Below are 12,745 nucleotides of genomic sequence, written 5' to 3'. Positions count from 1 at the left end.
CCGGGTTTCAGTCTGGCGTCTGCCGCTGCGGCGCCGCTTCATCTTGATCCGCGGCAGGTTGGGCCTGTTGCGGGTCTTCATCTTCTTCACCAGCCTCGAGCAGAAAGTCCTTGCGACTCTCCTTGATGGCCTGGCGGATATCCGCGCCCTTGGTCGGGCAATTCAGCAGTGCAGCGATACGGTCGATGCGTGGCGCCATGGCCAGCCTCTCACTTTCAGGAAACTGGCTCGATAGTGCGCGTTTTCGTGGTGCCAGGCCATTACTTGCGCGCGTTTTGCCCTCAGGGTTGCTGCAAGGCCTCCAGGCGCTCGGCAATTTCCTCGTCGGGGAAACGCTGCTTCAGGGCGATGATGTACTGGTCGGCGACCTTGTCCTGGCCGGTCTTGCGCAGCCGCAATACCTCGCGCAGGGCGTCGTCGAGGATCGACTCCGACGCATGGCGTTCAACCGGCTCCTTGCCCTGCTCCTTACCCGGGAATGACGCCAGGTGCCCCAGGGATTCATAAGGCTTGGCGGTGAAGGCTTGCGTGTCATGGGTCAGCGGCAGGCCCGCCCCGGGTGCCGCGGGAGCGGGTGCCGACAAGGCGCCAGCGGCCGCATCCGGCGTCGCGGCCAGTTCGAAGCGGTTCGATTCCTCCATGGTTGATTCCGCACGGGCGGATTCCGCAAGGGCAGCGCCGGCGGGCGCGGACTCGGCCTGGCGCCGTGCAAGCTGCGGGGCAGCGGCCTTTGCCACGGGTGCCGGCGCGGGAGCGAATGCCTGGCTCGGTGCCGGCTCTGGAGAGCGCTGCAACACGCCCAGCAGCAGGGTCACGCCGAACAGACCGGCGAACGCCACTTGCCAGCGCGGCTGGCGGCACAGATCGAACCAGCGTTGCCACAGGGACGGCCGGGGTGCCGGGGCTTCGCGCCGGGCCGTGGCCATGATCAGGGCGTCGAGGCTGGCCGGCGGTTCGCCGTGGCTGTGCTGGCGAATGTGCTCGAGCATGCGCTCTTCTTCGGTAGGGGGAAGCTGTCGGGCGTCAGTCATGTCAGTACCTCCTCGGCCAGGAGCCGACGCAGTTTTTTCAGCGCATAACGGAAGCGGCTTTTCACCGTTTCCAGCGGCGTATCGGTAAGGCTGGCGATCTGCGGCAACTCCAGTTCGCCGTGGGCGCGCAGCAGGAACACCTCGCGCTGGTCGGCGGGCAGATCCTGCAAGGCGGCGTCGATGCGTTGCCGTTCACGGCTCAGGCTCAGGTGTTGTTCCGGGCCGCTGGCGTCATCGGCCAGGTCGTGCAACTGCTCGTCGTAGCTGTCGTGCAGCGGGTTGCGCAGGCCGTGCTTGCGCCAGTGGTCGATCAGGCGGTTGCGGGCGATCTGGTACAGCCAGGTGCGAAAGCTGGCCCGGCCCTGTGGCGCGCTGGTGGTGCGGATCAGGCTGAGCCAGGTGTCCTGATAGACCTCGTCGGCCAGCTCGGCCTTGTCGCACAGGCTCAGTAGAAACCGGTACAACCCCTGGCGATGCCGCTGGTAGAGGACCTCGAAGGCGGCGCTGTCACCCGCGCGATAACGCGCCAGCAGCGTTTCGTCGCTGCTGGCGGGCTCTGGTCGATTCGCCGCAGGCATAGTCGTGCTGAACTCCTTCTGGTGGCTCGTCATGACGTTACTCACGGCGGCTCAACGCCTCCCCGGAGCGTCCCGGCTGATCCGCCGGAGCGGCAGTCTGCAGGCTCTGCGCCAGTTCCACCAGCTGCACGAACTCGCCGCGCAGGCCGAAACGGTCTTCGCCCTTGGCGCCGCGGGCCAGGGCGACGGTGTCCTTGAGGCTGAAGTCGCCGGTGTAACGAGCGTCCTTGAGCTGCTGGGCGAACGCCGCCACGGCTGCGGCAAATCTTAGATCATCGCTGGCCTGGACGAGTTTGCCGTGCTGTTGCGACGCCAGGATCGGCCGCTCGATCAGCCGGCTGCTGCCGCCTTGCGGCGCCTGGTAGCGTACCCGCAGCATGGCCAGCTCGTCGTCCTTGATGTTCGATTCCGACGACGCCTGGGCCTGGCCATAACGCAGCGGCTCCAGCCAGCCCTGCTCGCCCTTAGGCACGATTTCATACAGCGCGGTGACCGTATGCCCGGCCCCGATCTCGCCGGCATCGACCTTGTCGTTGTTGAAGTCCTCGCGTTTCAGCGCGCGGTTCTCATAACCCAGCAGGCGGTATTCGCTGACCTGGGCCGGGTTGAATTCCACCTGCAATTTCACGTCCTTGGCCACCACCGCCAGGGTCGAGCCGAGCTGGTCCACCAGGACCTTGCGCGCCTCGCGCAGGTTGTCGATATAGGCATAGTTGCCATCGCCGGCGTCGGCCAGTTGCTCCATCAGGTGCTCGTTGTAGTTGTCCACGCCAAAGCCGAGGGTGGTCAGCGACACGCCACTTTTACGCTGCTCGACGGCCATCTGCTTGAGGCGGTCGAAGTCGCTGATGCCGACGTTGAAGTCGCCGTCGGTGGCCAGCAGGATGCGGTTAATGCCGTTCTTGATGAAGCCTTGCCGGGCCATCTGATACGCCAGCTGGATGCCCGACGCGCCGGCGGTGGAGCCGCCCGCCGTCAGCTGCTCGATGGCGTTGCGGATCTTCACCTTGTCGCGCCCGGAAGTGGGCTCCAGCACCACCCGCGATTCACCGGCATACACCACCAGCGACACCCGGTCCTGTTCGCGCAACTGGTCCACCAGCAGCTTGAGGGTGCTTTGCACCAGCGGCAGGCCCTCGCGGCGGTCCATGGAGCCGGACACATCCACCAGGAACACCAGGTTGGCCGGCGCCAGCTCGGCGACGGCGCGATCCGAAGCCTTGATGCCGATGCGCAGCAGACGGGTGTGGGGGTTCCAGGGCGACGGCGCGATCTCGGTGGTCACGCCAAACGGCGAACCGTCGCCGGGCAGGGCGTAATCGTAGGGGAAGTAGTTGACCAGTTCTTCCAGGCGCACCGCGCCTTGCGGCGGCAGGCTGCCCTGGTTGAGCAGACGCCGGACGTTGGCGTAGGCACCGGTATCGACATCGACGCTGAAGGTCGAGACCGGAGCCTGCGCCACGCTGTGGATCGGGTTGTCCGGCAGGTGCTGGTACTGCTCCCGCGGTTCGGCGCGATAGCCGGCGGGCAGCGATTCGCGCGTCATCATCGAGGTGTGCCTGGGCGTCGGGGCGAGCGCCTTGGCGTTGTTGTATCCGGCCAGGATCACATCCGCGCGCGGGGCCTCGCTCGGCGAGGGCACGGCGGCCTGCGGCTCTGCCGCCTCCGGGGCGGGCAAGGCAGCGCCCCGGGTCTCAGGCGAGGACGGGCCGCAACCGGCCATGGCCAACAGCAACCCGGCGGCGCACCCCTGAACGGCGGGGCGAAGGAGATACGGAGAAAGGAACATGGGGGCTGACCTCGGGAGAAATTGATCCATTCCCTCCTTCAGACGAAGCCCCTCGGCGATTCGGGTTAAGCCCCCGGAAAAAATTTCTGCTTAGCGCAGATAGCGCCGCACCACACTGCTGTTACGCAGCACGTGGCCGTTGATCTTTTCCAGCAGCTGGGCGCGGGTCAGGCCGGCCGGCAAGGCGTCGGGCGCCAGCTCCAGGGCGTAGATCTGGATGATGTAGTGGTGCGCGCTGTCGCCCACCGGCGGGCACGGGCCGACGTAGCCGGTGGTGCCTTTGCTGTTGGTGCCGCCCAGCCCTTCCAGGGTGCCCTTGGCCCCCGCGCCCGCGGCGATCTGCCGGGTCGTGGGCTTGATCCCGTAATGCACCCAGTGGTCGATACCCTGGCCTTTGGCGCCGTCCGGGTCGTGCATCACGATGGCGTAGCTGCGGGTGCCTTCCGGGCCGGCGGTCCAGGCCAGGGCCGGCGACAGGTTATGCCCGCCACAGCCCTTGGCATCGCTGGCGCTGGCCGGGGTGAACAGGCGGTTGTCCGAGACACCGGGCACGTTCAGGGTGAAACGCTCCTGGGCCTGGGCCGGCAACTGCAGGCACAGCAGGACGGCGCCGGCGGCCAGCCAGGTATTGAGAGAGGCAAAACGGGACATACGCGAGCACCTTCTGCGAATGGGTTCATCGGAGCCTGGAGACTATAGCTGTGCAGCGTTGCTGCTTGGAGCTTGGAGCTTGGAGCTTGGAGCTTGGAGCTTGGAGGCTGATTGAGCTTGAGCCGCAGCCGCTTGTAAACGAAAAAACCCCGGATTTTTTTCAGCTCCGGGGCTTTTTTCGACGAGCACCGGGATTTTTACCCGGCCGCCCTGATCCCGCGACCTTCAACCGGCCGCCGAATCAGCGCTCCACGGAATCCGCCAGCAACGGCGGATGCGGTTGGCGCTCGGGGTTCAGGCGCAAGAAACCGGTGGTGACAAGGCTGATGCCGCCCTCCTCGTCGTTATGCACCGTCATGGTTCCGGGCTGGCGCATGCGCGCAAAATTGGCGGCGCTGAGCTTGAAGCTTTCGCTCAGGCGCTGGTCGTCCAGCGCCGGCGACGGCAGGCGGCGCCGGGCAAAACTTTTGCTCTTGCGCTGCTGATAACGCGCCCAGAGGATCAGCACGGCGGCGTTGAGCAGGGCCACCCACAGGTAGGTCTGCAAGGTGCCCAGCGCTTCCAGCACGCCGACCTCGATACGCGGGCCGTCGTGGGTGTCGATCAGCGGCCACAGGCCGCGTACCAGCAGGTACAGCAGGCCGATCCAGGCCAGCACGGTGAACGCCGCATCGACGATCACCAGCAATGGGCGTTGACGGGTTCTGATGATTTTCATCAGCGAGCCTCCTCTTCATCATCTATCGGCTTGATGCCACGGTCGGGGCTGACCCAGCGCGCACGCTTCTGGTGTTGGCTGAACAGCACCTTGGGGAAACTGACAAGCGTGGTGAACAGGCTGACGAGCCAGAACACCAGGGGGTACCAGACCACCCAGAACATGGTCTTGCCCAAGCCCTTTTCATACCGGCGATCGATCAGGATGCTGACCGCGAACTGCAGCAGGCAGACCATCGCCAGCACCAGCCCGGTGAAGGCCGGCGGCATCAGGCGGTCGACGGCGATGGCCTCGGGCATGACGATGAAATGGCCGACGCCCCAGAAGATCACCGACAGCAGGAAGGTGAAGGCCCAGCCGGTGGACAGGCAGTATTCGAACAGCAGCGGCCACAAGTAGCGGTGGCGCCATTGCCAGATCCCGCGGATGTTCTTGAACAGCACCTCGGCGCCACCCTGGGCCCAGCGCAGGCGCTGCTTCCACAGGCCGCGCAGGGTTTCCGGCATGAGGATCCAGCACAGCGCCCGCGGCTCGTAGAAGATGCTCCAGTGATCGAGCTGCAGCTTCCAGCTGATGTCGATGTCTTCGGTGATCATGTCCGGGCTCCAGTAGCCGACCCGGTGCAGGGCCGAGCGGCGGAAGGCGACAATCACCCCGGAGACCGTGAAGATCCGTCCGAACACGCGCTGGGTGCGCTTGATCAGGCCGATGATCGAAGAGAACTCGCCCACCTGGACCCGGCCCACCAGGGTCGAGCGGGTGCGAATCCGCGGGTTGCCGGTCACCGCGCCCAGGCGCGAATTCTCCAGCAGCGGCGCCACCAGATAGGCCGCGGTGTTCGGCGCCAGCAGCGCGTCGCCGTCGATGCACACCAGGTATTCACTGCGCGCCGCCACGGCGCCCATGCGCAGGGCCACGGCCTTGCCCTGGTTTTGTGCCAGGTGCACCACTCGCAGCCGTGGATCTTCCAGCGCCAGGGCGTCCAGCACTTGCGCGGTGTTGTCCTTGGAGCCGTCGTTGATCGCGATGACTTCGATGTTCGGGTAGTGCTGGGCCAGCGCCGCGTGGATGGTGTCCGCCGCGTTGTCGCCCTCGTTGTAGCAAGGGATCAGGATGCTGATCAGCGGCTCGCCCTTCAGCGGCGGCGGCAAGGTGTCGTCCTTCCAGGGCCAGTGGCGTTCCCAGTGCAGCCAGAAGTACAGGCCACCGGCAATCCACAGGCCGGACATGAACAGCGGGTAGAAGAACACGAAGTCCATCAGGAACTGGCCGGTCACCAGAAAGATCAGGCCCAGCGGCACACCGAGGACAATCGCCAGGACGAGCAGAGCTAGCAGTCGATCCAACATGATTTAAGGATTCCACTTGGTGGAGAGCGCGGGACGGAGGGTCTTCAGCTCCGGCGAGTTCTCGAGAAAGTTATCCGGGTAGTAGCCGAAACTGGTCGCGCCCTGGCGCTTGAGCCGGCCCATCCAGTCAGCCATCTGCGCGGCGTCGATATCGCTCGCCGGTTTTTGCGCCCAGTCCCGGGCCTGCAGTTCGAAGACAGTACGGTTGAGCGCGCCGGGACGTGCCTTGACCGTAGCCACCAGTTGCTCCAGCCAGGCACCGGAAGCCTTGCGCTGCTGGCCCTCCATCAACGGCATGGCCATCGGCGCGGTCCAGTCGTAATTGGCGAGGAAGTCGTCGAGGTTCTGGGCGAACCAGGCTTCGCTCTGCGGGTTGAGCATCGGCTCGGCGAACAGGTTGCGCGCGGTCAGTACCTGCGGCCCACGGATCGCCTTGACCTTGGCGGTCAGCTCATGGGTGAAGTCGATCAGGTAGCGGCTCTTGAAGCGGGTCCAACGCTGCAGGGTCGCCGGATCGGCGCGCAAGGCGGCGATCGAACCGGGCAGGCCGTTGGCGGCGTAGGTGCGCAGGGCTGCGGGGCTGGCGTCTTCGAAATCGGAGAGCACCGCGTCGTCGTGGTAGAGGATGCCGTCCACCGAGGTCAGGCGCGCCACGTCTTCGTAGATCTCACCGATGATGCGTCGCACCCGCGGGTCGAACGGCGACAGGCGCCGGTACTGGTCCGGGTCGGGCGCGACCTGGCCGGTTTCCGGGTCCCAGCGGGTCACGCGCGGCAGGCTCGGGTCGAGGGCGAAACTCAGCACCGGCATCCAGGCGAACACCTTGACGTTGGCCCGGGTGCGCAGTTGCCAGGCGACCCGGTCGAAGATATCGGCGCGCACCGGCAGGTGGCGGTTGGCGAAGTACAGCGAGTGCACCAGGCCGTCGCCCTTGGGATCGGCGAAGGCTTGCAGGAACACGGTGTTGACGCCCAGGTCGGCCATGCGCTGGACCAGCTTGCCGAGGTTGATTTCCTGCTGCTGCGGGTCCGGGTCGTAGACGTTGTCCAGGTCGACATGGGCCACGCGCATCGGGTTGCTGGCCTCGACGCCGACGACGCTGTTGGAGAAGTGGATGGCGTCCGGGTCCGAGGACACCAGGAAGCGCGGGCTGCTCATCAGGTTGTCGAGGGCATCGAGGCCGTCGTCGAGGGTCAGGGCCATGTCGTAGCCCTGCTCGCCCACCACCCGCAGCGCGGTGCCGTCGGCGGCGCCATAAGGCCAGACCCAGACCCGTGGGCTGTAGCCGGTGGCGGCGCGGATTTTTTTCGAGATGGCGGCCACGTCGCTGCGCAGGCGCGCCTCGAATTCGGCTTCGCTTTCATAGCGCCCGGTGCTGGCGTCATAGCGCCGGGCGGCGGCGGCCGGTTGCAGGTTGCCCTGGGGGTTGGCCAGCACGCCCTTGTGGTTGGCATCGGTGTGGGCGGCGATTTCCACCAGGCCGGAACGGGAGATCTCGCGGACCTGCTGCCAGGTCAGGAAGTCCGAGCGCTTGCGCGGGGTGCCGGCAAAATCCACCGGCTGGTTCAGCGGGGTATCGACCCACGCCCCCACCGGCGCCAGCAGGGCATGCCAGTTATAGCTGCGCAGCACCGGCAGCACGCGGGTGTAGAAACTCGCATAACCGTCGTCGAAGCTCAGCAGCACGGCCTTGGCCGGCAACTCGGGGCCGCCTTTGCGCGCCGCCATGATCTGGTCCACGGTGACCGGCTGGTAGCCGTTCTCGCGCAGCCAGGCCAGCTGTTCGATCAAGCGTTCGGTGCGCACGGCCACCACCGCCTGGTCGGGGTCGCGGTCTTCGACGTCGTGGTAGGCAATGCCCAGCACGTGGTTTTTCGGCCACGGGGTTTCGCTGGCGGGCACCGGGCGTTGCGCCGGCGCCAGGAAATCCGCGGCGGGCTGGGCGCAGGCGCTGAGAATCAGGGCTCCCAGCAGGAGGATGCAACGGGTCATCGGAGGCATCTTCGGACTCTTCTAGAAGCGGTAGGTAAGGTCGAGGAGCAGGCGCAGGTCGGTTTCCCGGTCGCCGTCGTAAGGCCGGTTGAGCACGCTCAGGGCGGCGCCGGCTTCGAACACGTCGTTCCAGGTCACGCGCTGGCCATAGCTGAGCAGGCCGATCGCCCCGGTGGAGTAATCGCGCTGGCTGTAGGTACCGGCGCCCACCTGGAACTGCTGGCTCCAGGAGGTTTCGTAGCGGTGATAGAGCACGTGGTTGACGTTCACCGTCGGCAGGACCGTGAAGTCCGACTTGGGGTTGAAGTACGGCGTGTCTTCCTTGCTGTTGCGGCTGGCGCCGACTTCCAGGCCCAGGTCGACCTGCACGTGGGGCGTGGCATAGACGCCCTCGCGACCGGTGAGCAGCGCTTCGAAACGGTTGTTGCCATCGCTGAAATGCGAGGGGCTCAGGGCCAGTCGCCACTCACGGCTCTCGTTGGCCCGCCAGCGCACGAAGCCGCTGCCGCCATTGGCGTAAATGTTGCTGTTGAGCGCCCGCAGCGGCGTGTTGGCCGACAGGTATTCCAGGCTGGCGCCGTACTGCCAGTGATCGTCGATGTCGCGGGCCAGGGACAGCCGCGCGCCCTGCTTGTCGTCGAAGCCGTAGGAGTGGTTGGAGACTTCCGCTTCCAGGGTCATGTCGCGGGTCCGGCGCTCCACGCCGATACGCTGCCAGCGGTGATGCCCGGTGCCTTCCTGGAAGTCGCCGGTGGCATAGCCGAGGCCGCCGAACAGGCGCCAGTCTTCATTGATCGGCGGGCTGTAGAGCACCGTCTCGATGCCGAAATCCTTGCTCCCGGAAACCGCGCCGGCGCCGCTGTTGCCGCCGCCGTAGCTCTTGCCGCCATAGGTCTCGACCCGCAGCTCGGCCATGTCGTGCACTTCGCGCTGGCGAGCCAGGCGCTGCACCTGACGGTTGTCGGGATAACGCTGCACCACGTCGTCGGTCAGGGCATCGAGCTGACGCCATTCCTGCAGGTCCTGGGCGGTGTGGCCCTGGGCGACCTCGAGGCCGACATCGCGCGGCGCCATGCTCTCGGTTTCCTTGAGCAGGCCCTCGGCGCGCCGCGGCCAGTCCCGGGCCTGGTACAGGTTGGCCTGGGCCACGCGCAGGCCGATATTGCCCGGCGCCTGGTCCACCAGGCTGGCCAGGCGCTGCTCGCTGCCCGGCAGGTCGGCACTGTAGGTGCCGGACTGCGCGGCCAGTTGCTGGGCGTCCATCCATTCATCGTTGGGGTTGCCCACCGGCAGGCCCTTGAGCTCGACCCGCGGCTTCTGGTTCCTGGCCAGGTCGTCGGCGACCTGTTGCGCTTCCTGCGGGCGGTCGCTTTCCAGCAAGGCGTAATACAGCGCGGTGCTGTCTTCGACGCGGTCGCTGACATCGGCATCCGGCGCCGCCAGCACCTGGCGATAGAGGTCGCTGGCGATCTCCGGCTGGCGCTGGTCCAGGTAGGCGGCCGCCACCCAACGCCGGGCGTAGGTGGGGATGGCCACGTCTTCGGCGGTCAGCTTGTGGTACTCGTCGATTACCTGGGCGGTGCGTGCCCGGGCCTTGAGCGCGCCCATGCGGTCGATGCGCCAGCGGGTCACGTCGTCCCTGGCCGCCGGATCCGGGGTCCAGGTGGCGAGCAACTGGTCGTAATCGGCCAGGGCACGGTCGGCGATGACATAGCGCTCTTTCTCACTGCGGGTCGCCAGTTCGGCCAGACGCACGCGCTCGGCGGCCAGGTCGCCTTGCAGGCGACGCTCGATCACCGGATCGATCAACCCCGGGCGCTGGCGCGCCAGACGCAAGGCCGGCTCCGGCAGGCGGGCGCGTTGCAGGGCGAACACGTATTCGCGGGCGACTTCCGGCCGAGTGCCGGCACGGACGAACGCCTGGTCGAACTCGAACAGCGCGTCATAAGGCGAACCGGCGCGAGTCAGGGCGTAGCCCAGGGCCAGGCGGCGGGTGGCGTCGTCGGGCTTGGCCGCCACCAGCTCGCGGGCACGGCGCACGGCTTCCTCGGGCTTGCCAGCGTCGGCCTGGGTCAGGGCCAGGCCCAGTTGCAGGTCGGTATTGCGCGGGTCGCGTTCGAGGGCCAGGCGGTACACCTGGATCGCCGAGTCCCAGCGCTGCAGATTGCGGTAGGCCCGGGCGGTGGCAGTCAGCGCCTGGATCGGCAGCACCCGGCCACGGGCCTGGGTTTCATAGACATTCACGACTTCGGCGTCGAGGCCGGCCCAGCTGGCGATCTGCAGATGATCGCTGACCAGCCCGGTGCTCAGCCGTTCGGCCGGCACCTGGCGCAAATGGCTCAGGGCTGGCGCATAGCTGCCGGCGCGGGCGTCGAGAATCAGGCGGTCGTACGCCGGGTCGGCGAGGGCCAGGGTCGGCCACAGCAATTGGCTGCATAACGTCAGGCGCAGCAGCGGTCGCAAACCATAAAGGCGAACAGGATGAACAATGAACGGCATTTCTTCAGCATCCTTACATGGCTAGCCGGGGTCTTGTGTCCCCCCGCCTGATACGTGCCAGGAAGCCGAATCAGATGACTCGGCCAGATTGGGACGGAGTCTTCCACGCAAGGCTGATGCGGATGCGCAAATGCAATATTTCTTCAGATTCGTTTCTGCGCGAATCCGCGAACGACGTGGCCTGTAGCCATGTTCGAGGAGGCTCTGGGCTGGGATTCTCCAGCCGGATGCAGGTAAAAAAACGCCCGGCAGCTCCGTGGTACGAAGGCCGGGCGTTTCTGGCTGAAAACCCCGTGGAGGGGTTTGCGCGGCTTACTGGATGGTGACCGGACCCAGTTTGCTCATGACAAAACCGACGAACTGCTCAGGCGTCATTTTCTGCCCGTTGAAGTCCACTTCGTTGTTGGCATAACGCAGCTTGGAGACGATGTCGTTGCCTTCCAGCTTGGCCAGTTGGGTGCCCAGCGCCATGCCGCTGACCATATCGGCGGCCATGCTGCCCTGGTCGGCGATCGCCTTGGCGTCGGTCACCCCGTCCAGTTGCGCCTGCACCGATGCCATGTCGGCGATCATCGGCTTGGACAGCAGCAGGTTCAGGTCCAGCTGGGTGAGCAGTTGCTTGCTCAGTTCGGCCGGCGGCAGATCCATGGATTGCGGCTTGTTCAGGTCCACCACCAGGCTCAGGCGGCTTTCGCCATTGGTGGTCTTGAACGAGAGGTTTTCCAGGGCGATATGCGGCTGGGCAGCCAGCAGCTTGTCCAGGTCAGCCTTGACCTGGGCCTGCTCGGCCTCGCTCAGGTTCAGCTCGGGCGCTGGCTCGCCGGCGGCTTCGGCCGCGGCGACGGCGTCTTCGTAGGGTTGCAGCTTGTTCTGGTAGACCTGCATCAGCGACATGCCGGAGGCGATGTCGAGGTTCTTCATGCTCCAGGTCATTTGCGCCGAACCGACGGCTTTGCCGTTGAGGGCGACTTCGCCGATCTTGTAGTCGGCACGACCGGCCAGGTGGGCGCCGGTCTCGTCGGTGGCGCTCTTGATCTCAGAGTTCTTGAAGCTGAGCACCGATTGTTTCTCGCCGAACGTGGCCTTGGTGCTGGTCAGCTCCAGGGTGTTTTCGCCGACGTAGAAGCCATAGTTGCTCTTGGTCAGGTTGCTGGCCAGGGTCAGGCCGTTGAGCTCGACCTGCACCGGCGTCTGGTCTTCGGCGACGCTGTTGAGCTTGAGGCTGTCCATGTAGCCTTCGGCCTTGACCTTCTGCGCTTCGGCGCTGGTCGAGAGGTCCAGCTTCAGGCCGGAGAACTTGAGGGTCGACTTGTCGTCCAGGGCCGTGTCCAGCGGCAGCAACTCCAGGTTGCCGGTGGCGGAGCGGTCGTAACCCAGGTTGACCACGCCCTTGAGCGGGGAAACATCCTTGGTGGCGGCGAACCATTTCTCGGTCAGGGCGTTCTTTTCCAGCTCGTAGTGACTGGTGGCCATGACCGGCAGCCATTTCAGGGTCATCAGGCGCGAGAGCGGCAGCGGGCCGTGTTCGATGCGGTCGACGAACACCAGTTCGACGCCCTCGGCGCTGTCGCCGAACATCTCGCCCTGGCCCTTGAGGCGGTAGCGCGCGGTGCTGCTGAACAGGTTGCGCTCCAGCGATACCAGCTCCAGGCTGGCGGTACCGTTGGAACCGACCATCGCGGCCTGGAGTTCCTTGTTGGCGTCGGCGATAGAGGTTTGCAGCACCCCTTCCAGCTTGGTCCCGGTATACCAGGCGCCGCCGGCACTGATAGCGCCCACCGCGACGACGATTCCTAACAGTACGCCTGCTGATTTATTCATTATTTGACCCGATCGATCCGTTGTTGAAATGTGTGGTCGTCTTCCCTGAACCCGGCACGGGTTGTGGCTCGACTGTGCGTAAAACTGCCGAAGATTAGCACCGGCCAGGCCAGGCGGCCCAACCTTTCCATGTGAAAAGTAGTGAATGCGCAGGGCAGAAAGCTATAGCGCGTTTAGCCAGGTAAATCGCGGAGTCAGGATTTGCGGTTGCTCTGCAACCGATCGCAGCCTCGCGGGCTCGGCAGCGGCTACGTAGGCGCCGCGTTCCTGTAGCCGCTGGCGCAGCCTGCGATCGGCGGCGCAGCCGTCGCTGGGCC

Annotated in this window: 10 protein-coding genes; all 10 read right to left on the bottom strand. The window is 65.9% G+C overall.

The features are described from left to right. Nucleotides 1-7: 7 nt before the first annotated feature. Nucleotides 8-199, bottom strand: a complete 192-nt coding sequence (locus tag BM019_RS15980) for a hypothetical protein (RefSeq protein WP_007930316.1) — start codon at nt 197-199, stop codon at nt 8-10. 82 nt (nt 200-281) lie between these two features. Continuing rightward, a complete protein-coding gene (locus BM019_RS15975; protein WP_092418884.1) occupies nt 282-1,031 on the bottom strand; it encodes a hypothetical protein in 750 nt (249 codons plus the stop codon). Further along, nucleotides 1,028-1,609, bottom strand: coding sequence for an RNA polymerase sigma factor (locus BM019_RS15970; protein ID WP_009041613.1), 582 nt, complete (start codon nt 1,607-1,609; stop codon nt 1,028-1,030). The genes BM019_RS15975 and BM019_RS15970 overlap by 4 nt, the downstream gene beginning before the upstream one ends. Before the next feature lie 37 nt (nt 1,610-1,646). Then, entirely contained in the window at nt 1,647-3,398 is a 1,752-nt protein-coding gene (locus BM019_RS15965; protein ID WP_092418883.1) for a vWA domain-containing protein, read from the bottom strand. 90 nt (nt 3,399-3,488) lie between these two features. Continuing rightward, a complete protein-coding gene (locus BM019_RS15960) occupies nt 3,489-4,049 on the bottom strand; it encodes a YbhB/YbcL family Raf kinase inhibitor-like protein (protein ID WP_007930309.1) in 561 nt (186 codons plus the stop codon). Between the two features lie 241 nt (nt 4,050-4,290). Continuing rightward, the gene (pgaD, locus tag BM019_RS15955) at nt 4,291-4,767 is read right to left on the bottom strand and encodes a poly-beta-1,6-N-acetyl-D-glucosamine biosynthesis protein PgaD (RefSeq protein WP_007930308.1); all 477 of its coding nucleotides are present in this window, start codon (nt 4,765-4,767) and stop codon (nt 4,291-4,293) included. Next, entirely contained in the window at nt 4,767-6,116 is a 1,350-nt protein-coding gene (gene pgaC, locus BM019_RS15950) for a poly-beta-1,6-N-acetyl-D-glucosamine synthase (RefSeq protein ID WP_062824051.1), read from the bottom strand. The genes pgaD and pgaC overlap by 1 nt, the downstream gene beginning before the upstream one ends. 3 nt (nt 6,117-6,119) lie before the next feature. After that, nucleotides 6,120-8,117, bottom strand: a complete 1,998-nt coding sequence (gene pgaB, locus BM019_RS15945) for a poly-beta-1,6-N-acetyl-D-glucosamine N-deacetylase PgaB (RefSeq protein WP_092418882.1) — start codon at nt 8,115-8,117, stop codon at nt 6,120-6,122. 12 nt (nt 8,118-8,129) lie between these two features. After that, nucleotides 8,130-10,607 carry a poly-beta-1,6 N-acetyl-D-glucosamine export porin PgaA gene (pgaA, locus tag BM019_RS15940; RefSeq protein ID WP_092418881.1) on the bottom strand — a complete coding sequence of 826 codons (2,478 nt, stop codon included), beginning with the start codon at nt 10,605-10,607 and terminating at the stop codon, nt 8,130-8,132. Nucleotides 10,608-10,919: 312 nt separating this feature from the next. After that, nucleotides 10,920-12,428, bottom strand: a complete 1,509-nt coding sequence (locus tag BM019_RS15935) for a YdgA family protein (protein ID WP_092418880.1) — start codon at nt 12,426-12,428, stop codon at nt 10,920-10,922. Nucleotides 12,429-12,745: the final 317 nt, after the last annotated feature.

Source organism: Pseudomonas sp. NFPP07 (genome assembly GCF_900115645.1).
In the GTDB taxonomy this organism is placed as follows: Bacteria; Pseudomonadota; Gammaproteobacteria; order Pseudomonadales; family Pseudomonadaceae; genus Aquipseudomonas; species Aquipseudomonas chlororaphis.
This window is presented reverse-complemented; position numbering and strand designations above follow the sequence as displayed.